This is a genomic window from Methylicorpusculum oleiharenae (assembly GCF_009828925.2).
Taxonomy (GTDB): Bacteria; Pseudomonadota; Gammaproteobacteria; order Methylococcales; family Methylomonadaceae; genus Methylicorpusculum; species Methylicorpusculum oleiharenae.
Window position 1 is genome coordinate 1,812,508 of sequence record NZ_WUTY02000001.1, and the last position, 23,178, is coordinate 1,835,685.

At 46.8% G+C, this 23,178-nt stretch carries 18 protein-coding genes; 7 read left to right on the forward strand and 11 right to left on the reverse strand.

Annotation, left to right across the window (positions count from 1 at the left end):
• Positions 1-188: 188 nt before the first annotated feature.
• Complete coding sequence (locus GO003_RS08365; protein ID WP_159656914.1) at positions 189-815, forward strand: VPLPA-CTERM sorting domain-containing protein; 627 nt, start codon at positions 189-191, stop codon at positions 813-815.
• Between the two features lie 398 nt (positions 816-1,213).
• On the opposite strand, the gene GO003_RS08370 is transcribed toward GO003_RS08365, so the two are convergent.
• From GO003_RS08370 to argH, 3 genes are read right to left on the reverse strand one after another with little or no spacing between them, the layout of a single operon-like run.
• Positions 1,214-4,054 (reverse strand): class I adenylate cyclase, encoded by a 2,841-nt coding sequence (locus GO003_RS08370; RefSeq protein WP_159656912.1) that lies wholly within the window; start codon positions 4,052-4,054, stop codon positions 1,214-1,216.
• A 43-nt stretch (positions 4,055-4,097) separates the two neighbouring features.
• Positions 4,098-4,700 (reverse strand): histidine phosphatase family protein, encoded by a 603-nt coding sequence (locus GO003_RS08375; protein WP_159656910.1) that lies wholly within the window; start codon positions 4,698-4,700, stop codon positions 4,098-4,100.
• Positions 4,684-6,093, reverse strand: a complete 1,410-nt coding sequence (argH, locus tag GO003_RS08380) for an argininosuccinate lyase (RefSeq protein ID WP_159656908.1) — start codon at positions 6,091-6,093, stop codon at positions 4,684-4,686. The genes GO003_RS08375 and argH overlap by 17 nt, the downstream gene beginning before the upstream one ends.
• Before the next feature lie 340 nt (positions 6,094-6,433).
• On the opposite strand from argH, the gene GO003_RS08385 reads away from it, so the two are divergent.
• On the forward strand, positions 6,434-7,642 hold the full coding sequence (locus GO003_RS08385; protein ID WP_159656906.1) for an HD-GYP domain-containing protein: 1,209 nt from the start codon (positions 6,434-6,436) through the stop codon (positions 7,640-7,642).
• Between the two features lie 119 nt (positions 7,643-7,761).
• Here the strand turns inward: GO003_RS08385 and GO003_RS08390 are convergent, their stop codons facing one another.
• Genes GO003_RS08390 through GO003_RS08405 form a run of 4 tightly spaced genes read right to left on the reverse strand, consistent with a single transcriptional unit; the run spans position 7,762 to position 14,478 of the window.
• A complete protein-coding gene (locus tag GO003_RS08390; RefSeq protein ID WP_159656904.1) occupies positions 7,762-8,976 on the reverse strand; it encodes a Wadjet anti-phage system protein JetD domain-containing protein in 1,215 nt (404 codons plus the stop codon).
• Positions 8,973-12,350, reverse strand: a complete 3,378-nt coding sequence (locus GO003_RS08395) for an ATP-binding protein (RefSeq protein WP_159656902.1) — start codon at positions 12,348-12,350, stop codon at positions 8,973-8,975. Before GO003_RS08395 ends, GO003_RS08390 begins: the two co-directional genes overlap by 4 nt.
• Positions 12,347-13,024, reverse strand: coding sequence for a DUF4194 domain-containing protein (locus GO003_RS08400; RefSeq protein WP_159656900.1), 678 nt, complete (start codon positions 13,022-13,024; stop codon positions 12,347-12,349). Before GO003_RS08400 ends, GO003_RS08395 begins: the two co-directional genes overlap by 4 nt.
• Positions 13,024-14,478, reverse strand: coding sequence for a DUF3375 domain-containing protein (locus GO003_RS08405; RefSeq protein WP_159656898.1), 1,455 nt, complete (start codon positions 14,476-14,478; stop codon positions 13,024-13,026). The genes GO003_RS08400 and GO003_RS08405 overlap by 1 nt, the downstream gene beginning before the upstream one ends.
• 239 nt (positions 14,479-14,717) lie before the next feature.
• Between GO003_RS08405 and GO003_RS08410 the strand changes: the two genes are divergently transcribed.
• The 3 genes from GO003_RS08410 (at position 14,718) to GO003_RS08420 (ending at position 18,035) form a co-directional block, all read left to right on the forward strand.
• Positions 14,718-15,635, forward strand: a complete 918-nt coding sequence (locus GO003_RS08410; RefSeq protein ID WP_159656896.1) for a WYL domain-containing protein — start codon at positions 14,718-14,720, stop codon at positions 15,633-15,635.
• Positions 15,636-16,666: 1,031 nt separating this feature from the next.
• Entirely contained in the window at positions 16,667-17,410 is a 744-nt protein-coding gene (locus tag GO003_RS08415) for a UPF0149 family protein (RefSeq protein ID WP_159656936.1), read from the forward strand.
• A gap of 79 nt (positions 17,411-17,489) precedes the next feature.
• Positions 17,490-18,035 (forward strand): hypothetical protein, encoded by a 546-nt coding sequence (locus tag GO003_RS08420; protein WP_159656894.1) that lies wholly within the window; start codon positions 17,490-17,492, stop codon positions 18,033-18,035.
• Between the two features lie 642 nt (positions 18,036-18,677).
• On the opposite strand, the gene GO003_RS08425 is transcribed toward GO003_RS08420, so the two are convergent.
• The 4 genes from GO003_RS08425 to GO003_RS26775 form a co-directional block, all read right to left on the reverse strand.
• Positions 18,678-19,733, reverse strand: a complete 1,056-nt coding sequence (locus tag GO003_RS08425) for a hypothetical protein (RefSeq protein WP_159656892.1) — start codon at positions 19,731-19,733, stop codon at positions 18,678-18,680.
• 346 nt (positions 19,734-20,079) lie between these two features.
• A complete protein-coding gene (locus GO003_RS08430; RefSeq protein WP_159656890.1) occupies positions 20,080-20,400 on the reverse strand; it encodes a hypothetical protein in 321 nt (106 codons plus the stop codon).
• Positions 20,393-20,671: a hypothetical protein gene (locus GO003_RS08435; protein ID WP_159656888.1), complete on the reverse strand. Its 279-nt coding sequence runs from the start codon at positions 20,669-20,671 to the stop codon at positions 20,393-20,395. The genes GO003_RS08430 and GO003_RS08435 overlap by 8 nt, the downstream gene beginning before the upstream one ends.
• 461 nt (positions 20,672-21,132) lie before the next feature.
• The gene (locus GO003_RS26775) at positions 21,133-21,480 is read right to left on the reverse strand and encodes a hypothetical protein (protein ID WP_456238216.1); all 348 of its coding nucleotides are present in this window, start codon (positions 21,478-21,480) and stop codon (positions 21,133-21,135) included.
• Between the two features lie 82 nt (positions 21,481-21,562).
• On the opposite strand from GO003_RS26775, the gene GO003_RS08445 reads away from it, so the two are divergent.
• Both GO003_RS08445 and GO003_RS08450 read left to right on the forward strand, forming a co-directional pair.
• A complete protein-coding gene (locus GO003_RS08445; protein WP_206444682.1) occupies positions 21,563-22,144 on the forward strand; it encodes a hypothetical protein in 582 nt (193 codons plus the stop codon).
• Positions 22,145-22,743: 599 nt separating this feature from the next.
• On the forward strand, positions 22,744-23,028 hold the full coding sequence (locus GO003_RS08450) for a hypothetical protein (RefSeq protein WP_159658574.1): 285 nt from the start codon (positions 22,744-22,746) through the stop codon (positions 23,026-23,028).
• Positions 23,029-23,178: the final 150 nt, after the last annotated feature.

The following is a 23,178-nucleotide window of genomic DNA, read 5'->3' on the forward strand; positions in this document are numbered from 1 at the left end:
TTGCACATCATTCAGAGACTGTATAGAGAAGGGTAGACGGGGTCTGTGCGCTATCGAACTCACTTTATTCAGTAACAGAAAGGGAATCGAATGAATCGGTACTTCCTTTTCATACGTGTGTGCGCAAACGTACCGAGAAAATTTGATCAACAGCCTATTATCCCCTTCGGCGTAGGGTTATTTGTTCAATGGCCCTGTTACTGCGTTTAAAAGGAAATTTAGCCAGGGATGGCTCAATAGGATCTGATTTCTTCTGGAGAGTCATTATGAAAAATATACACCTAGCGCTTATGCCGTTGATGTTGCTGGTTTCCAACATGGCTTCTGCCAATGTCTGGGCGCCAACCAATGCTGACAGTAATTTCTTTAACCTTGAGACCTTGATGGGGCTTCCCACTTCGGCTCAGTTCGGAATATTCGAAGACAATGTCGATGTGACCACTGCTGCGCCGATCTTATCGTTTAATGGCGGAACCAAACTTGATTTTACGCAAAATGGTAACAATTGGGACCTCACATCCGGTACTGGAACAGGAACGCTATCTGAATCGAGCAACTTTCAAATAGGCTACCTTTCCGGAGCAGGATGGATTGGTGAAGCGGGAAACAATGAGATTAATTCGTTAGGCGGAACGTCTTACCAATTATTCTTTATTGATCCAACACTGGCCATCAATAACGTTAAATCGCTTTTTGCTGTTGATATCATCTCTTCAGAAGCGGGCGCACCAGTGCCATTACCCGCGGCTGCCTGGTTTTTGGGTACCGGTTTAATAGGTCTGATGGCCGTAAGTCGTCGCAAAAAAGCAGTTTAAATAGTGAGAAAAACTGACTGATGGTTGGTTATACCTTTCGTACTTCAAATTTCGGCAGTGCCTAAGGAGGCAACGGGTTGTTCGGCAAAGGCTTTGCCAGCATGGATGCTGGCATAGAGCCTACATGGATGTATTTACGGCGTCCTTTGACGGGCACCCCGGTGCTGAATTTCGATCTACGCTGGGTATAAGTTTCAACGTTGCTCAAAAAAGTATTGCTGTAGGTGCGAATGGATTTGCACCTACAGCGGAGCTTCGAAGTGTCGGAGACAAACTCCTTCTATTACGAAATGCTCATCCTTCCAGTCAATTAGTTGATAACCCTTATCCTAACCTTCTTTCACAGGAAGAGCGCTAGGATAAGGGTCATTTAAAGCCGGACTTTAACGTGTAAACAGTTACTGAGAGTTGGCTTGTAAAAGGTTGGCGCCATTAATCCTATCTTCTATCTTTTGCTTGTATTTCAAAAAATGCAGAGTTTGCAGCATGCCGGGGTTGGTGATGCCCAGTGTGGCAAGTGGGACCTCAATGTCGGATATATGAATGGGATAACTCTGTCCTGATTTACGGAATTCCAGAATATAGTTGACCGCTTCATTGATGACCTGCTTGCCGTAGTTGAGCGTGGAAAACTCCCTGTCATTGCAGTAGATCGTATACCGGGCGTTATGGCCGGTCATCTCTCCGGACACCCTGATGTTAAGCACCTTGTCAGACAGCGACAGATCAAAGGGTTTCGGCAGGTAACGGTTGATATGATAAGGCTTTGGCGTGATTTCGAAAAATTCGACCGGGATAGACGCTTCAAAAAAATGACGGCTAATTACCGTTTGTACAAATGTTTGATATTTGTGTAACAACCCATCCATGTTTGCCTGGGGGTGATGCTGCATGAAAAGCGAGCCCCTTTCGTCAAGCACATAAATTTGAACCCCATTTTTCTCCGATTCAAAAAAAATCTGGATAAACCCGGGTTTGTTATGTTCAAAAATTAATGGCAAAGCCGCGTTTTCCATTGCTTCACAATCTATTTCAACAGGGCTGTAGCAGTGTTGGGGGGCGGAAAATTCGCTGAGTAACGCTTGCCTGGAGAGGGCGGTGCGAAAATTAAGCAGCTGATTGTCGAATTGAAAAATAAAGAACTGTTCACCGCCTGCAAGAACCAGGCGCGGCGCGCAATCAGCATGGTGTTTTTGGTGAAGTGACAGCAAGCGCGTAAAGATATTCTGCAGCCGTTGGACAATGCTTTTGGCTCTTATGGAACCTGAGCAAATGACGGTGAGATCCTTTTCTTTAAGCGGCATTTGATGGCTGTTGAAAATATCCAAAAAGAAAAACAGCAAGCCTTCCACGCCATACCCATGCTGGGTGGTCATTTCTCCCCAGCTTGAGATGGATAACTGATCGATGGAGTGAACAAAACAAAGTTTTTCCGTCCCGTAACACAGGGGGTCGGAGTGTTCGCTTAAAATTAATTTGCCGTCGTCTCTCAGCCGTTCAGGGTCTATGCCCAAATTAACGACCAGCAATGTTTTTGTGATTTTGCCGGGTGCTCTGTAGTTGTCCAGGCCAGGCGCTTGAACGCTGGAAATAAAATTGTGAATTTGAGCGGTCAGTGTTTCCAGTTCCCGATTATGCAGCATGAGCGTCTGCGACTGAACGTACAGCTGGATTTTTTTTTCGTACAGCCTGTTGACGATAATCCATGCCAGCATTTCCAGTAAGCTGTAACTGTTTTTGATGGGCGGATTTTTGGGTTTTGTATCGTTGTAGATTCGTTCGACAAAAAGCGCCCAGCCGCTCTGATTATCTGCGAATGAAGTTTCAAGCAGACTGAGTTCATTTTCTCTGACCTGCAGTGCAGACCGGGTTGTCAGGTATTCAATTTTTCCCGGTTTTTTATCCAGAAAGGCGTGTAATTTCCGGCCTATCAGTTTCAAGTCGTCATGATGCTGATAATCCGCCCGGACATAGTGCCCGGCAAAGCCTACCGTCATCCGGTAGCATTCTGACAAATGACGAATGATCATCCCATGTTCGCGCACGGCTTTTTGAATATTCCAGCTCTGTTGATGGCTCAGGCTATTGATTAAGTTAGGAGGCCACTGCCAGCGAGCCGCGATAGACTTGATAAATTCAGCACGATGCAGTCTTTTTTGAGCGTCCTGTTCCCGCTCGCCCAAGCCCATGATTTTGATATAAAGACTTTGTCGGGCAAGTTCCAGCCGTTCAACGCTTTGTGCCTTGCTCAGATAGGCTTCAAGTTTTTCATAAATCAAAAGGTAAGGATCCAGATCTCCGATTCTGAAGTTTCCCTGATAAATCATTTTTTTCATATCCGAACACAGCCATTGTGTGTTCGGGTATTCGCTGGCGTAACATTCCATCAGCAATAATTTCAGGAAGGACTTGTGCGGCGAATTGATGGCTTTATAGATATGCCACAACGTCACGGTTATAAATTCTTCCGCAGGAACGGCTTCCAGAGAACCAAAATCGATCAGTTCATGTCCTGAAATGAAACGGTTTTCAATCAGATGTTGAGTGTAATAGCCGGATTGATGCTCCTGATGGGGTGGAACCAGCCACCAGGCAGGCGATCTTCCGGCTATATAGAGCGCTGTCCGGTAAAACTCTTCCAGCAGCAGATAATGTTGGGTCGTTCCGCTGCTTTCAGATGAAATCGGTGTGTCCTGACCGGCTTTGAATTTAACGCTGTCTATCAAAAAAAAGTGTACTTCCAGCCCCAATGAAGTAGCCCATTCCTCGATAGCCAGGCATTTTTGCTGAAGTTCTTCCAATTCGTCGCGGCTTAGATCCGGGTCATGACACAGCCAGATGTCCATGTCACTGGTTTTGGAAAAGGCGATACTGCTGACGCTGCCCATCAGAAAAATACTCCAGATGGCGTAGCGACTCCTCAATTTGTTGTTGAGCTTGAAGTTTTTGGATAACTGCGCGGCATCTTTAAGGGTTTGTCTGGAAGGGGAGTAATCAGAAATGCCTGACGGGGTTTCCTTGCTTATAAAGCCGGGCAACAAGGGCGTATTCTGGTGAAATAAAAGCGGCAGCAGGTTAAGGAAACAGCGTTGCCGGGGTTGCAGAAAACTTTGTATCCGCTTCTGTTGGTGGAGGTGCAGATTTTTAAAGCGCTGAATAACCGTCAGCAAATCTTTTTTGCTGATATCTTCGCCGGGTGACCCGAGGTTGATGGGCTTTAAGTTAAGTTGAGTAAACATGACGCTGATTGCCAGTCTGGATGCTGACAATTATAGAACAGGCTCAGTTTTGACGCTGACCGTGAGCAATCAGTTGCACAAAGTGCTGGTCTTCCAGGTGACTTATCTGGAATCGGCTCAGGCAGGCATGGTCTATTTTAATTCGATAGGCGCTGCTTGAAGGCAGGTCCAGCAGTTCTTGAAATAATACTCGGATGACCCCCGCATGCGTGATGATCAACAGATGCTTGCCTTGATGTTGAGCGGTTAATTGCTGCCAGGCAGTGACGACGCGATGCTTGAAATCAGTAAAAATCTCCCCTTTTGGCGGCGGGAATTGATCGGGGTCCCGGTAAAAATGATCCAGGGCACCCGGCCAGCGTTCTTCAATGTCATCGGCAAATTGTCCTTCCCATTCACCGAAGTGATATTCTTTGAAAGCCGGTTCAATCTGCAGCGGAATGTCAAGATCGTTTGCCATGCGTTCCGCAAAATTAAAGCACCGGCGTAGCGGCGAACTGATAATAAGATCCCACGTTTCCAGACCCATCACCGCTTTACGCATGTTCAGCCAGCCGGCCGGGGTTAACAGGTCGTCTGTTGAGCCCCGGTAGTAGCGGCCTCCTGAGGCTTCGCCATGACGTAATAAATCAATCTGGGTCGGCATCAAGGTGTTTCAGCGCTTTTCTTGCGGTATGGATGGCTTGTCTAACCGTGTCGGGCGCCGTTCCGCCGATGTGCTTGCGGGATGCCACGGAGCCTTCCAGCGACAACACTTGAAAGACATCTTCGCCAATGGCGGGTGAGAAATTCTGCAGCTCGGCCAAATCAAGTTCAGACAAATCACGCTGGGTAGTGATGCCCAGGCGAACAGCCTGACCGACAACTTCATGAGCATCGCGGAAAGCCATGCCTTTTCGAACCAGATAATCGGCCAGGTCGGTGGCGGTGGCAAAGCCTTGTTTGGCGGCTTTGTACATGCTGGCTTTTTTGGGTTTGATATGCGGCACCATGTCTGCGAATGCGCGCAGGCAATTGATCAGTGTGTCTACCGTGTCAAACAGCGGCTCCTTATCTTCCTGATTATCTTTGTTATAGGCCAGCGGCTGGCTTTTCATCAGCATGAGCAGTGATATCAAATGACCGGTCACGCGACCGGATTTGCCGCGAACCAGCTCAGGAACATCGGGATTTTTCTTTTGCGGCATGATGGACGAGCCTGTGCAAAAGGCGTCCGGCATGTCAATAAAATCAAATTGCGCGCTGGTCCACAGGATCAGTTCCTCTGAAAAACGCGATAAATGCATCATGATCAGGCTGCCGGCAGCGCAAAACTCAATCGCAAAATCTCTGTCGCTGACCGAATCCAGAGAGTTGGCCGAGGGCCTTGAAAAATGCAGCAATTCGGCCGTCATGTGCCGGTCGATAGGGTAACTGGTACCGGCCAGTGCAGCAGCACCCAGGGGCATTACGTTAATTCGTTTGTAACAGTCCTGAAGTCTTTCCTGATCACGGCAGAGCATTTCAAACCAGGCCATCAGGTGATGCCCGAAAGTTATCGGTTGGGCGACTTGCAAATGAGTAAAGCCGGGCATGATGGTATCGGCTTCCTGTTCTGCCAGGTTTAACAACGCTCTCTGCAGCCGGGTCATTTCCTTGGCAATGTGTTCAACTTCGCTGCGAAGATACAAGCGGATATCGGTTGCGACCTGATCATTGCGGGAACGGCCGGTATGCAGTTTTTTTCCGGCAATACCGATCAGGTCTGTCAGCCGGGCTTCGATGTTCATGTGCACATCTTCCTGCTTGACGGACCAGTTGAATTGACCTTCGGCTATCTCGGTGCTGATTTTTTCCAGTCCGGAGAGGATGTCGTCACGTTCTTTATCGGTCAAGACGCCAATCTTGCAAAGCATCTTGGCGTGAGCCATAGAACCTTGTATGTCTTGTTGCGCCATCCGTTTATCGAAATCGACGGACGCGGTAAACACTTCGACAAATGCGTCAGTGGCTTCGGCAAAACGGGCGCTGGATAATTTCTCGGTATTAACGTTGGTCATGTCTTCTTGGCAAGGAAACTTAAAAACGCAAATTATACCGCTAATCCCACCAACTTCACCAAAACAGCTGAGTTCTTCCCAGTTTGAACTTTTAATGTGGCTTTGAGGGTAAGCGAATACCTTGCGATGAAGGCCGTAGATCCATCCGCTGGGGCTTGACGGCGCACCCCGACGGACATTCCCGTACCTTTAATAAAATCGAACGATTTTTCAGTATAAAAGGAGTAGTTCAAAGTAACCCGGCTCGATCGTGTCGATTCGCAAAAGTCAGTCTATATTTGTGGGGTAAGGATTGACCAATTTGGGAAAGGATTGAAGTGGATTGTTGATTGGCGTTTTAATGAATAGAGAAAAGCACTTACTGAAAATTCATGTATACGAACTGAAAATAGGCATGTTCGTTGCCCAGCTTGATATACCCTGGGAAAAGTCTCCCTTTCTTCTTCAAGGTTTTGATATCAAATCGCCTGCCGACATCAGTGCGGTTCAGCAGGTATGCGATTACGTGTACATCGATACATCAAGACAGAAAGATACCCATGGGGCTGTTTCAGATGAATTGAGTGTCAAGTTCAGCCTGTCTTTTGAAGGTGCTTTCGGCGCGGCAAAAAACACCTATCAAAGCACCAGTAATCTGGTCAAATCAGTAATGGATGATATTCGTTTTGGTAATCAGCTTAATGTCAATGCCGTCAAGTCACTGGTGAGTGATTGTGTCGATCGTGTATTGGAAAATCCCGATGCCATGATGTTATTGACACAACTGAAAAATAAAGACGAATACACATCGCAGCACAGTCTTAATGTCAGCATCATGTCCATTCTGCTGGGTCGGCATTTAAACTATTCGGTTGAAGACCTTAACAAGCTGGGCTTAAGCGGGTTGCTTCACGACATGGGTAAAATGAAAATTCCGCTGGAGATTCTTAATAAAGAGGGCAATTTAACCCCCGATGAATTTAAAGTGATGAGAACCCACGCCACGCATGGCCGGGATATTTTGATGTCGGCCAGAGAAATTTATCCGGGTGCAATTGATGTTGCGTATATGCATCATGAAAAGCTCGATGGCACTGGATATCCCATAGGGATTATGGATACGGGGATCTCGCAATTTGTCCGGATTGTGGCGATAGCGGATGTTTATGATGCCATCACCAGCGACAGAGTTTACCAAAAAGGACGCCTGCATCTTGAAGCGATCAACACGTTGACGCATAACAGAAAGACGCATTTTGACGCGGATCTGGTCATCAAGTTTATCGACTGTATCGGTATTTATCCTGTGGGTAATCCGGTAGAGATGACTAATGGGGAAGTGGGTGTTGTGATTGCCGGTAATAGCAAGCAAAAAACCAAGCCGAAAGTAATGATGTTGCTGAATGCTGAAAAAACAGAACGCGAAGCGCTGATCATTGATCTTGCTGACCCTGCTTGTGTTGATTCAAAGGGCGAAGCCTACCGTATCTACAAAGTGCTGCACCAAAACCAATACGGCTTGAATCTTAGAGACTATTTTAACGATGGAAAATTTCTTCCAGCGAATTAACCCGACCCAAAAAAGAGATTATTGAATTTCAAACGTAAAGTATTAACGCCAGCAATGGTGGTTGCGGTTGGCGGTAGCCAACCCAACAGTCTGGGCATTGCGGGTTCTGACAGGACTCATTACAAACCCTTGGCGACCTTGGCTAATGCTGTTTGAAACCAGTTGAATCCAATCATTTCTTGCTCGAGACGCAAGTTCTTGCGAATTCGATTATCCCGAAGAGCATCAAACAAGGATTGCTCATCTGTCGTTAATAACGGCAAGTCCTGAAGAGCCTGGCTTTCTTCATTACCCCACAAAGACTCATGAGTGAACAGAGTTTCACGGTCCATCATGAATGATTCAACGTGGCTAAAACGGCTGCGTAGCTGATTCAATATGGCAAAGCCATGAGTATCGATATCTCCCCAGTAATAGATGAGGCAATCGGAAAGCCAGTGAATATTCGACAAGTTATCCCAACCGTAACCCGCACCAAAAATAATCAGGCTGTCCGCTATCGGAGGAAAAGCCAAAAAATTCGTTTCGTTCTCGGTGATGAAAACTCGGCTGGCAATCGCAGGAAGTCTGGCAAAACTGGCGCTATCTAATGTGATGTCCGGTGTCCCGCCGCCCGGTAATGGCGATTTAGACGGGTCCAGCACTCGAAACCGTATACGGGCCGGTTTGTTTCGAAAACCATAGCGTACCGAAAATTGTCCCACACCGGTTGCTTCCAAAGCGATAGCGTCTTCAGGTAAGCTTATATCAAAGAGTTCTGTCAAAACCCCACGATGAGCCTCGATAAATTTGCTGTTTACCCCGGGAATGTCCACTTGACGTAAGTAAATACCCGGCCGGGGATGAGTTTGCATCCAATCCACTGTGTCAAGCAGTAAAGACCAACGATCGGCCAGTTCCAGTGCTTTCAACGGTCGTTTGGCTAGCCAGCGCAATAACAAGGGTTGGCGTTGCCGGGTTTCGTCCAGCAAAACAGAAAACCGATTAGCCTCGATGCGTTTGCCCAACATTGCCAACGCAGCATCCAGACTGTCGATCCAGGCTTCGCCGGGTATCGAATTGATGCCGAAAAGCTGATGAATGAAGGTCTTTATTTCAATTCTAAAATGCGAAACATTCGTCAGCGCTTTTACCCATAACCGCACCTCTTCGAAGTTTTCGGAAATTTCCTTTGACGTCGGGCCTTTCAAGTTCAGCCGTTTGGGAAAACAATTTTCACTTTCGATCAACGGTGTTAACAGTTCACCTTTGTCCCATAGCTTTTGCACTTGAGCGCGCAAATCGGAGGGGCTGGTCCAATTGTTTTTTTTACGGGGTGAGTTATTGCGACTCATGCATTCTCACTGACCTGCTGTCTGCGAGCGGTTTCCTTACGATATTCTTCGATTGAAAGATTGCGTAATTGGGAGGCACGGCCTTGTTCGTTGTATACAAAGCCTACATGGGCAACATAGGGCTCGATAATATGAATTTTTTGCAACGGCGTAACAATCAGCAGTTGCAAATTAAGCTTCTCGAACAAGCGTAAACCGTATTGGGCCGATTCGTCAGAGCCTCGACCAAAGGCTTCGTCGATGACGACGAAACGGAACGAACGCGAGCGCAGTGCACCCCATTCCAAACCGAATTGATAGGCCAAACTGGCCGCCAAGATGGTGTAGGCGAGTTTTTCTTTTTGCCCGCCGGATTTGCCACCGGAATCCGAATAATGCTCGTGCTCGCTGTCGTCGGCGCGCCAACGTTCACTGGCTGCAAAAGTGAACCAGTTGCGCACGTCGGTGACTTTGGATGTCCAGCGTTTGTCTTGGTCCGAAAGCCCTTCACGTCCACGGAAACGGTCGATAATGGTTTTGACTTGCAAAAATTTGGCTTCGGAATACTGCGCATCATCTGAGCCCGTCAATGAACCTTCGGTACACGCCCGAAGGTCGCTTTGGAAATCGCGAATATCGGCATCCGGGCTGGGTTGAGAGACCAGTACGATGTAGCGCCCCTGGTTGTAGTCGATTTGAGTCAGAGAGTCGTTGATGCGGTCGATGCGTTCTCGAATGGTTTCGCGCTCGCGGGATAACTGGGCGTTGAAGTTTGCGATTTCGTTAATGGTATTGACGTTCAACAGTTCTTTGAAGCGGGCCTCGAAACGCGGCAGGTCGTCGCGGCCCAATTTGTCGAGCAGGTTTTGATATTCGAATGCGGCCTCGATGCTGGCATCAAATTCGGCTGTTTCCAGTTTGAATTCGTCCTTGAAGATCATCATTGTCTGGATGATTTTGTCGCGTAAAGATTTAAGTTTGCGATCTTCGTTATCGATAAACTTTTGCAGCCAAGCACGCGTATCCTGTTCGCGATTGTCGCACGATTCGACGCTGAGCTGATGTTCGCCCAACGCCTCATGGCGTATTGTCTCCAACTTCTCAATTAAATGCGAAATATCGGCGGTCATTTGCGACAGGGTTTGCTCACGCAGGCTCTCTGCATCTTGCTTTCTTTGTTCGGTCTTCGAGCGTTTGTCCCTGGCTTGTTTCAAGTCCTCTTCAATGATTTTTAATGTTGCTTCGATCTGTTTCAACTGATCGGTAAGTTCCCGCAATAAATCCGATGCCGATTCCAGGCTGCGTAGCTCCGCTTCTAATTTGGCAATCTCTCCGGCAACCGAAGGCCAATCCAAGTCCTCGAAATTGCTGAACTCTTCCAGTCGGGCTAAAGTTCCCAATCGCATTTGCAGTGATGTTCGCTCGGTTTTCAGTTTGTCGACATGGCCCTTGATTTCAGCCGCCTTAAGTTGCACGTTGCGGGCTTGTCCTTCCAGCGCGGAAATCTTGGCCGTATTGCTCCAGCCCAGTACATAGCGGCTCCGATCGTCGATTCGGTGTCTATCATCCTTTTCATGTCGCCCTGTTGGATCTTTTATTTGGCCGGCCATGGTGATCGCACGGGTTTCCCGGCGGAATTGCTCTTGCGTCATACAACAAGCTACATCGAAGCGATGAGCCACTTCCCGCTCAAGCCAGTCATAAAACGCTGAATCGGGTTTGATTGTCAGTTTTCGTGCTAGTGAATCGCGATGCAGATCAGGAAGATCAATGCGTCTGAGCGGGCGAACATGAAAATATACCAGACGGCCCTTAAGTTGATTGCGATCGATCCAATCAGACACAGCCGCATAGTGGCTGTCCGGCACCAACAACGACAAGCCAAAACCGCGCATCAGTCGTTCCGCAGCACCTTCCCAATTGCGCTCGTCTTCGCGGACCTGCAACAATTCGCCAGCAAACGGCATATCCTCTTCGGACAAATTCAATGCCTGGCATAGGGCCGTGCGTATCCTGATTTGCGGTTCATCAATATTGCTTCTGCGTATTTTTAAACTGGCAATTTCATCGAGGAGTGCCTTATGTTTTTCCAGGCAGTTTCGTAAGTCGAAATCATGGTCGCGTTCCCGATTTTCCAGATCAATAGTGTTTTCTTGCAGTGTGATCGCCCGTTCAGCCCATTGCTTGCTTTGGTTCACAAATTCGGATTCATGAGTCGCTGGCTGCTCACCCAGTTGCTTGACCAATTCGGCGTAACGATCCGCCTTTAATTGACGTGAGTGGCGAATTTTTTCGTTTTTCTTGATGTCGTTTTTTAAGCGTTCCAACTGGTCACCACCATTTTGGGCCATTGCGGTTTTTAGTTCGCCCACTCGACCGCTTTGTTCCTCGTGCTGATGCTCAAGACGTTTAACCTGGGCATCTTGTTTGCCCCAATCTTCCTTCAGCAAATTAAGTCGTTTATCCAGCAAGGCCAACTTCAAGCCGGAAAAATAAGTCCGCAAGGCATCGCGGGCCTGTCGCGACTGTTCGATTTCTCCGACCAACTCGCTGTGATGTCGGCAATTGGCAGTTAGCGGCGTTAATAATTCGACCTGGCGTTTAGCCCTCAGGACAGCTTCATGGGCGCGATTCAGATCGTCGAAATGGGCTATCAACGCGCTGATGCGGGATGTTGTATCGGAAGGTTCCAACATGTGGCTGCGTACAAAATCAGTCAGGTTGCCTACCGATTTCATCGACACGGTTTGGTGGAATAATTCCAACGCCTGTTCGTTGTCGATGCCGAAACGGCGCCTGAACCACGCACCATATTTCGGAAAACTGTCTTCAATTTCCGCGCCCAATCCGCGCAACTTTTTGCGCAATTGCGAAATGTCGGTGCCAAAGCGGGAAAAGTCGTTGGCAATCGACAATTCACGTTCGGCGCCGACAAAAAAGCGTGCGGGCTGGCCTTGTGCGTCCTTCAGCCAGAACACTTGAGCCAAGGTGACGGTTTGATCGTAACCGGCATTGTGAAATACCCCCAAGATTACGGAATAGGTGTTGGCGTCTCGCAATGGCACCGGCTTAGCCGTGCCGGTGACCTCATTGCGTTCCGATTTGTAATGCCCCAGCACATAAGAACGCAAGCTACGTTCCTTGCTGTCGGCGCCGGCCGCTTTGTTATAAGCGACACGATTGGCCGGCACCAGTAAAGTCGTTACGGCATCGACCAAGGTCGATTTGCCTGAGCCGATGTCGCCGGTCAGCAGACCATTTTTGCCATCCAGCTGTAATGTCCAGACGCGCCCGTCAAAGGTGCCCCAGTTAAACACTTCCAAACGCTTTAAGCGAAAACCCGATAGCGCATCGTCTGCTACAAAGTCCAAGTCGAGGGTATAGGGCTGAGTCATGTTGTCTGTCCAAGGGTAGAATCATCATTATTTCTATCAAGTGTCCGATTTCTCGCCTCTCGCGGAGCGTCTGCGCCCAATTGAGCTTGGTAAGCTGCCAATCGAGCATCGAAATCAGTCAGCCATTGCGCATCGACAAATGCTTTCAGAATTCGCTTCACTTCAAAACCAACAGGTCCCGCCGTTGTTTTTAGTCGGCGCAAAAAACCAAGTTCGATGATTTTGTTGATGTGCGTTTCGATTTGATCGATCAGTCTGGCTTCATTGCTGCTATCCGGTAAAAACACCCTGATCAGATCGACGATTTCGTCACGCGACAAGATTAATCGCGTATCACCTCCACTGGCATCAAATTCAGCCAGTTTCTTGCGAAGCAGAACGAGTAATAAGCTAACCGGGAAAGACAAGGGTCGCCGTGCGATCAAGCGAGGGATTTTATCCGCTTCGATTTCATCGTCGTCCGATTTGGAGCGCATAAATGCGTAGCCTTCGGCCTCATCCAATACCAGATCCAATCCGATGACCGCCGTATAGTCGCGTACGCGGGCCTGCAGATTGAGCAGGGTTGACCACAATTGTTCATCGCCCTCGCGGTAGATAACACCCTTGAGCAAAGTAATAACCAGTGTGGAAAGATCGATGCTTTTATCGACCGGGATTTCGTGATCCATCATCACCTCACAAAAATGAAACGGGGCAAATGCGCTCGTTTATGGGATAAAACGCCATCAACACCCGGGCTACGCCAAACGATCAGGTCAAGGGTATCCTCGTCAACGACCGTCTTGAACAGTTCGCTACCCAATTGCAGATAGGCCACCAATTCAGCCAGGCCTTGTCGTAAAGGGTGTTTTTCAATCAAATCGCGCAGGGTGATTTGGGAGCGTTGCTGCAAGGCTTGGCGAATATGGTGGGCCAGTTCTGACTTATCGATAATCACTTGCGAATAAAGCACGTCGACATCTACTTTGGCATCGCCTGTTTCCAAATCGATATTGGCGATCACAGGCTTCACAGCCGGTTTGTAAAGCGGGCGCTCTAAAGGTAATTCCGCTTCGGCAGCGGTGTCGGCAATACGGGTGATTTGACCGACAGGCGGGTTATCGCGTAAGGCCAGTGCCTTGGTTTCGATGCCATGCAAAATATCCATGATACGCCGGTTTTCCAACCACGCTTTATCATCGAGAAAGCGTCTTAGCTGTTGGGAAAGTTGAGCTACCGTGCGTTGAGTGTGCTCGCCGGCCTCCAGCCAGTCATAATGGACACGTCGAGTACGCGCATCGGGCTTGAGTTCCTCAATGGGTGATAGCGAGAGGACTCGCGCGAGTAACTCGGACAGTTCTTCTTGGCGCCGACTGGACATCAAGAAATCCCAGAAAGCACGAAAGCTTCTACCTTGATCAGAGTCGGCAATCGCATCACGCTCACCCATGATCTGTTCCAGCAATTCACCTTTGGCGCCATCCCACAAGGCAATACGCTCCCGTACCCGCTGGTCCAGAAGCCGAAAATTATGTTCCACCTCGCGAAAATCCGTAAGTAGTTCACGCGCCAGTTGCATAAATTGCTGGAATCGATCTTTCAAAGCGGTATCGTCTAACAGGGGTACATCACCCGCTAATACTCTGGCTATCTCTGCATCAATTTCGTCGCGCCGCTTGTGTAACTCGGCAATGCGTTTGATTGAATCGGTTTCACTGCCCTCGCTCATCTGCTTGAGTAACTCAAACAAAGTCAGTAAACGCGATTCTGTTCCGACAAAACTACGTTCGGATAATGTTCCAAGCCAGGCGATTGCCTTTTCAGTTGAGGGCATTAAATCAAACTGAGGCTCATCCGAACCTTGTCGATAGAATTTGCGCAACCAGCCTTTTTCAGGACTGGCCCAGTCATTGAGGTAATCCAATGCTGCTTTTGGAAATACCTCGGCACCTAATCTGTCCCGCAAGGCGTAAAGTTCGTCCTCCAGCGCCTCAGCCAGATCAGCTGCAGCCATCACGCGAACATTAGGTACAATAAATACCCGATGAAGAAAGCTGGCTATGAGAGGCGCATGGTCCGAACGTAAAAGGCGCCAAGCGGGGTGGTGAGTCCGCAATGCCTCAAGTGATATGAAGTCAATGGTCATTTAACTTGCTCCGACATAGAACAAAGTGAATTGACGCATCTCGTTAGTCTTCAACCGATTTAATAAAGTTCTGGATGCATCTACCTTCACTGTGACCATTCCTGATGGGTATTTGTGCGTTATGATGATCATTATGCAAATGACTACGACTCATAAAATAGCTATAGACACATTTTAGGGCAGTCAATATACTTTGCGCAACCATTCTAATGAATCATCAAAATAATCGATTGTTTCAGATGTCTAACGAAAAACTTTCAGCATTGACCCAGCCGCAGCGAGATAGGCTTGCATTTGTGGAATTGCGTGTACGCTTTATCGGAGAAATTCGTCGTCAAGATTTAGTGTCACGGTTTGGCATTCAATCTGCCGCTGCTACTCGTGACCTGGCGCTTTATAAAGACATTGGACCAAACAACATAGACTATGACGCCAAAGGCAAGTCTTACGTCATCGGGACTGATTTTTCTCCGCTATTCGATTTTCCGCCGGAACGGGTTTTGACCTGGTTGTCACAGGGGTTCGGTGACGGTGAGCCACTGTTGTTAAAGCCCTGGGTTTCCTGTGAAATTCCTACCAGGCTCACGGAACCTTATCTTGCGATTCTGGCAGCTGTAACCCGCGCCATTCATCTGCAGTGCCCATTAAAAATAGAGTATTTCTCCATTACCAGCGGCAAAAGCGTTCGTGAAATCGTTCCATTTGCCTTAACCGACAATGGCTTGCGCTGGCATCTAAGAGCGTTTGATCGGAAAAGTCAGGAGTTTAGGGATTTTGTCATCACTCGCATCAAGCAACCCGTTGTGATGAAAGGGGCTGAAGTGCTAACACACGAACGAAGCGACCAGGATATACAGTGGACCCGTATAGTAGAACTTGATTTGGTTCCCCATCCCGACCAGCCATACCCTGAAATTACCGAAATGGATTACGCCATGAGGAATGGCATTCTGCACGTCAAACTTCGGGCGGCCACCGCCGGCTACACACTGCGCAAATGGAACGTGGATTGTTCGCCGGACCACAGCTTGCATAGTCATGAGTACCGGCTTTGGCTTAGTGATTCTTTGGCTTTGTACGGGGTCGGAAACGCAAAGCTTGCCCCTGGTTACCGTGCTCCAATGACCGGCAACTCAACATCTTTGGATCGTAAATGACGCTCAGATAAGCTGGCATGAACTTGAATTCGCGAGATTTGCTCGCCCGAGCAACTGGAAAGCGGCTCAATGATTATGCCTTCGCCAACCGTTTGACCCGCGAGCAGGATACTGCAACTTAGGCCGGTTATTGAACGGGTTGCAGATAAGATTAAGGTGTTTATTGAGGGAAAGGGGTAGTCATTAACGGATTGGGTTTAGGAGCGATTCAAAAGCCAATATGGAAAGGTCGGGGGGGAACTGGCTTATTGATGCCTGTTTTTCGGCAATCGTTGCGGCTGATTTTTGGGAGTGTGCCAAAATTGCGCCATTTTTAAAAATACAATCTTTTAAAAATCACTAAGTGACTGATTTTATTGGTGCCCCGAACACGATTCGAACGTGTGACCTTCCCCTTAGGAGCGGGAGTAGCCATATAAAAAACCCTTATTTAACAGTTGGTTAGAGCATGCCGCCTTGCGTGCTTATGACAGGAAACGACACTGGTACTTGCCGTCCGACAAGGGTTTGTCACGTTTTAGTCACGTTTTGGTCACGGTCATTGTTAAATGATTTTACGGATACGCTGACCATAAGCCACGATATTAAGATGACAGAGATAGAGCGCAGTCAGGTCCGAAAATGCCTAGTCGATGGGTATGGACTGGATATTCTTTTAGCAAAACAGTTATCCAGCCTGCCATAACCACAAACTCGGAAAGCTGGGACGCTATCTTTAGTTAACCACTACCGGGCACTATAGCCGATTCAGAAATAACCGCGCACCTCATCATGCAAAAACGTGGGGCCTTGAAAGCCACATACGCGCTTACCTCAGTGCATCTCGACCTGCGTGTTGGCTACAGAAAGCGGCAAAAACAAAAATTGACGATGCGATGCATAAAGCACGGATTAGCTTTGGTCTGTAAACTATCGTTTGACTGCCACTCCAATCAAATTTCGCAAAAACTTACATTCTCATCTATTGCCTGACCTGATTACAATTACCCGGTAAAATGGCCTTATCATTATGAATAGTAAGCCGAATAACCATGACATCTGCCCATTCCAGTCTTTCACTGCCTCTTTCCGATGAAGAGTTGGCAGAACTCGATCAATTTTTGATGTCGGATGCCACATCCGATGAAACGATGTGGATTGATGCTTTGGATGGTTATTTGACAGCTATTGCCATCGGTCCGACGAATGTACCGATGAGCCGGTGGCTTCCAGAAGTATGGGGACCCGATGAAGAAGATGCCCCTCAATTCAAATCGCAGGCCGAAGCACAGCGCATCATGAATCTGGTTTTTAGACACTTCAACGGAATTATAGCTACGCTGGAACAGAATCCCGATGACATCAACCCGATGTTTGAATTGATTGAAGATGAAGGTAACGAAAACGCGGAAACCTATATGAACGCAGAAATGTGGAGTCATGGCTTCTTAATGGGCGTGCAATTGAGTTGGGATGATTGGAAGCCGTTGCTGAACGACCAGGATGGTGCCACGGTGATTTATCCGATCTATCTTCTAGGTGATGATAGTCTTTCGCCGGAAGAAGTGGCGCTGATCGAAACGCCAGAACAACGTGAAGAATTCACTAATTGTATTCCAGATAACATTGCCTGGATGTATCGGTTTTGGCAACCCTATCGTACAGCGAATGCAGAACTTGTTTTAGCCAGTTCCTCGCAAAGTAACCCAGATAAAGTCGGCCGCAATGATGATTGTCCCTGTGGTAGTGGTAAGAAGTTCACGAAGTGCTGCGGTTCGGCGACGGTGTTGCATTAAGATGAAACCATCACCCATTGGCTGTATGCTGCGGGCTATTTGAGTTTAAAAACCAAAGCTATTTAATCGGGGGAATACAATGGATTACACGGCCATACTGCAAGCACTTAATAAAGCCTCACTATTTGATTTACACCGTTTACAGTCGGCCATTTATCAAGAATTGATCAATCCGGACCGGGTCGAGCAGGTCAAGGCTCAGTTGAAAATCGGGCAAGCCATCAGCTATTTTGATCCGCAAGCCAATGGCTTGATCGATGCGGTGATTTTGAAAATTCAAAAAACCCGCTGCCTGGTCAGAAATGTCAAAGACCAGAAAAACTGGAACATCCCGTTTTACTACATCAACCTGGATGATGTCGATACGGCGATCCAGCCGGCACCCAATGCCTGCGGTATTCCCAAAACTGCATTACACATCGGCGCCAAGGTCGGTTTCAAAGATCGCAACAACCAAGAACGGTTCGGAGAAGTCATTCGGCTCAATCCCAAAACAGCCACCTTAAGACTCAACGATCAGCAGACCTGGCTGGTGGGCTACAACTATTTGTTTTACGTCATCGATAGCGCCGCCCATGAAACGCAGCCTGTACAGGAGTTACTCTTCATTGATCAAGACGGCTAGCGGCCTATGAACCTTGTAATGCGATTCCCATAGCACGGCTAAAAGCCAGGCCATATTTTGGTCAAATAGTAGCCTTGGCAAGAATTGCAAGTCCAAGAAAAATAAAGAGAGGGAGTCTATGTCGGACGATAAATTTGCGGTACCCTCCTAATCAAAGTGTGTTGTCTCGGATAGAATTCTGAGTCTTGCGGAGATTGACAAAAAACGAACTGATATTCCGGTTCAACTGCTGCATTTTTTCTGCGAGACTCGTCTTTACTTTGTTGAACATCTTGATAACGCCGACTGGCTAACAACCCACGGGTAGTTTCGGTTATGTAATCAAACCGCGCGCCCGGATGGGTCACCATCGGCATTCGTCTGTCGAAGACATCGTTTTCAGCCCAAAAGCCGGCTCTTTGCGTCCCTGTGGTGATAATAGCAATGGTTTCAACTTAATAAGGTGTCGCCGCTCGCTCAGCACGATCAGCGACATCTACAAAACAGCAAAAAGCTATTTTCTTATATAAAGTATCCAACCCACTCTGAGTCAACCGGCCCTGGCTTGTCCAACGCCCGGCTCACCGAGCAAATTTTTGATGGCAGTTTTTTTGCTCCAAGCAAAAAAGGTAACAGCGGAAATTTGTCCGGGGCAGCTGCTTGTTAAGCATTTTCTTCCGAGAACATATGACTCTTTAAATACTTAGCAACCATTTTACGCGCGCTTTCTACTGGAAGTGTTTCTTCGTCAAATTCATTCCCATGTGAGATGTTGTCACGTATTTTTTTCATACTTTTAAAAAGCTCTATATCTCCTGATATATCGTCACTTAAGAACGAAGCTATTAAAGAAAATTTATCGGTTAGTCTATATTTGTCTTTCATCACATCTTTGATGCGAACCAAAAACTGATTTATTCCATGAGAGTTATGGTCATCTGCAATTCCAGAAATAAACTTCTCTTCATATTTTGAAAATATTTTATTTGTTAATATCTCTAATGCTGTCCAGGCTGCAATAAACGCATGCAATTCATCTTGGGTGGTTTCAAGTGACTGCGTTAATAAACGGAATGGCGTTTTAAACGTCGCATTTCCACAAGACAACCCAATGACTTTAGAGATTTCTTTTTCCTTTCCAGTATCTATTGGTTTAGCGAGGATCATGCGAGCGCGAGGGGCTTGCATAGTAAAGCTGTACAACGGCTTATCACTGCTATCAATAAAGTGTATTCCGCTGGTTGTTTTTTCCGCATGATACTCTGGGCTTGTTGAAATGGACAAAGAAGATATTATTGAATGAATTGTCTCTTCATGCTTCTTTCGAAGCGAATCTTTATCTATGGCATCAAAACATATACGGAACTTTTCTGTTTCTTTGTGAAGATTATCTTTTATATCCAATTCCGCCTGACCTTTGATGGTAATTACTGCATGAGCAGCAGAACTCTTCTTTGAGACTCGTTCTTCTTGTATTTTTGTTAGTTCAGCTTCAACTGCAATTGGAAGCTCTTGGGCTTTCTCGTCGCCAAACATTCCGCGTAAAAGGAGGCTGGCGCAAGCCAGCCCTCTATCTAGAATAAGGCAATGACGGTTAACATCATTGGTTAGAGTGACAGCAACACCCAGGGAATCATCTTCATAGACAAGCATATCCTTTTCAAGATTTGTGGCAGCTATGCCTTCAAATCTATAAATGACGGTATACGTATAATTCATGATTCCCCCTATGCTTAACAAGTTATAATCCCGACCGGGCTAAAATAGGGCTGTTCATGTTCAATTTTCAAGAATGCAGCTTCAACGCCAGATTTTCTAACCGGTACAACCTATTTTTCATTTATGATAAACAGATCGGGATAATACCGAATCCACATTTAGAATCACCGCAATGAACCTCTCAAGCGTCAAATAAACATTTATATTAAGAGACGGCTTTGGGGCGGATTAGTCTATTTTGATTTGAACCCAAAATGACATGGTTGACTGGCTGATATTGAGATGCTTGGCGTCTGTCATGAGATCCATTTTTTAAGGTCAATTAAAAAAACCTATATAAGGCGAGTCACTTTTTACCGTAGGTGTTATCGTGGTCAGGCGCAATGGTTAGAAGACGTATAAAATCACCATCACGATAGGCAGTTGCTCGTCGGGCTTGGGTGATTCGTAACGAATAAATTGCATCGATCCCTGTTGGTGGCTTGACGCTAATAATTTTTTCCCACTTTAGGCCGCCGTCTCGATAAATCTGGTTCCAGGTCATTTGCCGTATTTTGTTGAGTGAGTCTAGAGCGGCGTGTCTATCGGGCTTTTGTAGAGAAAGGAGGTTTTCTTGAAAAACGGGATTGTTAAGATCAAGCCTGACCAGTTTATCTGGGTCATGCATCGCCACTTAATTTCTCCATCATGCTATCCAGATTATTTTCAGTAGGCTTATTGGCTTGCGCCCAAGACAAGGCCTTTTGTAAATCCGCAGCTGCTTTTGGTTGATGCAGCCAGCTTTCGTTGTCTGGGATGATAGTTGCGGTGCGTATTAGCCAGACCCCCGGCTCTTGCTCCTCTACGAGCACTTGTCGGCCAGCGTAATGCTTCCCCAGTGAGATTTGCCCATTAGCACCAATAACCTTGACGCTAGGTTGTGTAGTTACTGTGGACATAGACGTCTCCTTAATAATATACGAAGGCACTATAGCACTAATATGGAAAAAATAATAGATTCAGACAACAGTAAAAAATCTTTGATAAATACTTCAGCGAAGATAATCGGTGATGTAGGTTATTTACAATCTATTTCAATGCCTTATGACAATATTATTTCCATTCTCCATGCCGGACTATGGCTCATTTCAACCAATTTTGGAAGATCGGCCATAAGCGCTCCGCCGAGTTATATGTGTCAGTGATGGCAGTTGAGTCGATAGCTGCCTGTTTGTTTGAGCTATAGGCGCTTGATTGGGTGAGTAGTCACGGGACTTACGTTACTATAGAGCGAGCTTGGTGTTTTCAAGCTCTAAATTGTAGAATTCCATTAATAGTCAAATACATGTCCACAAAATCCAACATCGCCCACGGGCCAAAATTTCCTTCTTTATCACGAAACGTTTGAACAGGATGCCGTCTATCTTGAGCTGGAGCGGGCTTTTTTTGAGGCCTCACCATATAAAATCACGGTTGCCATACCGATTGTTGTTTGGGAGGTCATCCGGCAGTATGCCGGTACCGATTTGTCCTGGGCCAGTAAAACTATCTTGACCATCCACTGAAAGGCGACTGGAGAGGGTTTAGAGATGCCCACATTGAGCCGGATTGGTTGCTGATATACAAAATCCTTGGCGATGTAGTGCGCTTTGAGCGTACAGGTAGACATGTGGATTTGTTCGATGAATACTAAGCGCACTTTACCATGTAAATAACCGGCCTGGACATTCATGACCCGTCGATTTAAAAAAAAGTGCCTATCTTTCATTACACTGCCTCTGCATAAACGCAGCAATGAGGTCATCCGTCTCAAAGGACGAATTAAGCGCGACTCTGACAAATATGGTGGGATGTTCACAAGCCACTTGGTTCTCGATGAACCTGGCAGACCGGATTTATACAATCAGTGGTTTGACTTCTATTTCCCCGGTCAAGATCGGTTCACAATCTGGAATGCGGAAATCGTGACTGTACGCAAGTCATTTTGGGATGCGGCCCATGAGCTTGCTTACCAGCGCACGACCGCAATGTTGACGCTAGAAGAACAGGCTGCTGAGTCCAATATAGAGTTTGAGCCTGCAGATTTTTCCAGAACCGGCAAAGTCTTGAGTTACAAACTTATTGGGCGTAAGAAGATACAGTACGAGAAATTCAGTGGACTGACTTTTTACGAGCAGTGGGAAAAACTGGAATCCGAGATAGTCCGTGAAACGCCACCAACTATTCATGAGTCTTTCCGGCTTGATCGAAGCTATGCCTACGGTATAGGGCTATTTATCATTCTTGATGTAGACGTAATCGACCGTGCAGCGATTGAGCAAGCCATCACTAAATTTCGATTAATTAGTGAAACCGATTGGAAAGCTGCTATTCCAGTACCGCGTGAGCGACTTCCCGTCGTGAGCGAAAAAGAAGCTTTGGCCGCTATTTAGGATTAATTAAAACGAAATGGAGTGTTAAAAAATCGTTTGCCGAACCTGTTAGGAAAACAACCGCTAGACCGAGCCAGTGACAGTCAGGTCTCGACCCATTTTTGCCACTCGCGCTTCTCCAAAGCGGCCATTCAGAGAAATCCAGATCCTGCGAGTTGGAGGTCTACAAAGCAGTCATTGGCGACTTCACTGAATCGGGAAAAACCCGCTGGCCGGAGTAACGATCCAATTTCAATAGATAAGGCAAACCAATGGCCCAGCCGACAGTCCGGTATTCGGCGAGCAAATTGACATTATCACTGAGTCATTACGGCCATTATGTGAAGTTTCTTTTATGAACAACATCTTGGTTTCGAATAGTTGACGTTAGGAATATAGCAGATTGAGCAAGGCAGCCAGATAAAAAGCTGGTCATAATTTTTGCAAACTGCAGGAGTCGATTTTCTGTAGTTCGATTCAGAAACTAACCCTCAGTACTACAGATAGCTTTTTCTACTTAAATATTGCTTCCAACAGGGAAACAATCACGCGGAATTTATCCATGATGTCGATAAAAAGTGAGAATTCGATACGTCTGATGACATCGACTGGAATAATCGTTGATATTGCTCCTTTTGGGTGCATTTGAAATGCTTGTTTTAAATCATGGAAATTATGCAAAGATTGCGTGCGTGGTAGAGGCTTTAAAGCCAGCTTACATCATGGTTGTGCCAAAGCCGCTGCTCATAAAAGGAAACTTCACATTATGGCCGTTATGCAAAGCTTTGCATAACGGCCAAATGCGAGCCGCCACGCTATCTGAGTCAGTGACAGCAGTTGAGTCGAAAGCAGTCAGTAATTTTAATGAACCAAATGGAATTACCAGCCAAAAACGGGTATTCTGAGTTATTGCAGAACTATTTAAAGCGCCTTAACGTTAAGTATAAACGTTTTTTCTCACTGGTTGATTCAAAGCGACGATAGTGAGGAGGGGATTGATAATTTAGTCTGAGCAGATTTAGGTGTCGGGTATAAAAAGTGCGCACAACATGTCT

What these genes read in the sequence shown, in the direction of transcription:
- GO003_RS08365 (WP_159656914.1), top strand. Translation starts at nt 189, where the DNA reads ATGGCCCTGTTACTGCGTTTAAAAGGAAATTTAGCCAGGGATGGCTCA.
- GO003_RS08370 (WP_159656912.1), bottom strand. Translation starts at nt 4,054, where the DNA reads ATGTTTACTCAACTTAACTTAAAGCCCATCAACCTCGGGTCACCCGGC.
- GO003_RS08375 (WP_159656910.1), bottom strand. Translation starts at nt 4,700, where the DNA reads ATGCCGACCCAGATTGATTTATTACGTCATGGCGAAGCCTCAGGAGGC.
- argH (WP_159656908.1), bottom strand. Translation starts at nt 6,093, where the DNA reads ATGACCAACGTTAATACCGAGAAATTATCCAGCGCCCGTTTTGCCGAA.
- GO003_RS08385 (WP_159656906.1), top strand. Translation starts at nt 6,434, where the DNA reads ATGAATAGAGAAAAGCACTTACTGAAAATTCATGTATACGAACTGAAA.
- GO003_RS08390 (WP_159656904.1), bottom strand. Translation starts at nt 8,976, where the DNA reads ATGAGTCGCAATAACTCACCCCGTAAAAAAAACAATTGGACCAGCCCC.
- GO003_RS08395 (WP_159656902.1), bottom strand. Translation starts at nt 12,350, where the DNA reads ATGACTCAGCCCTATACCCTCGACTTGGACTTTGTAGCAGACGATGCG.
- GO003_RS08400 (WP_159656900.1), bottom strand. Translation starts at nt 13,024, where the DNA reads ATGATGGATCACGAAATCCCGGTCGATAAAAGCATCGATCTTTCCACA.
- GO003_RS08405 (WP_159656898.1), bottom strand. Translation starts at nt 14,478, where the DNA reads ATGACCATTGACTTCATATCACTTGAGGCATTGCGGACTCACCACCCC.
- GO003_RS08410 (WP_159656896.1), top strand. Translation starts at nt 14,718, where the DNA reads ATGTCTAACGAAAAACTTTCAGCATTGACCCAGCCGCAGCGAGATAGG.
- GO003_RS08415 (WP_159656936.1), top strand. Translation starts at nt 16,667, where the DNA reads ATGACATCTGCCCATTCCAGTCTTTCACTGCCTCTTTCCGATGAAGAG.
- GO003_RS08420 (WP_159656894.1), top strand. Translation starts at nt 17,490, where the DNA reads ATGGATTACACGGCCATACTGCAAGCACTTAATAAAGCCTCACTATTT.
- GO003_RS08425 (WP_159656892.1), bottom strand. Translation starts at nt 19,733, where the DNA reads ATGAATTATACGTATACCGTCATTTATAGATTTGAAGGCATAGCTGCC.
- GO003_RS08430 (WP_159656890.1), bottom strand. Translation starts at nt 20,400, where the DNA reads ATGCATGACCCAGATAAACTGGTCAGGCTTGATCTTAACAATCCCGTT.
- GO003_RS08435 (WP_159656888.1), bottom strand. Translation starts at nt 20,671, where the DNA reads ATGTCCACAGTAACTACACAACCTAGCGTCAAGGTTATTGGTGCTAAT.
- GO003_RS26775 (WP_456238216.1), bottom strand. Translation starts at nt 21,480, where the DNA reads ATGAAAGATAGGCACTTTTTTTTAAATCGACGGGTCATGAATGTCCAG.
- GO003_RS08445 (WP_206444682.1), top strand. Translation starts at nt 21,563, where the DNA reads ATGTTCACAAGCCACTTGGTTCTCGATGAACCTGGCAGACCGGATTTA.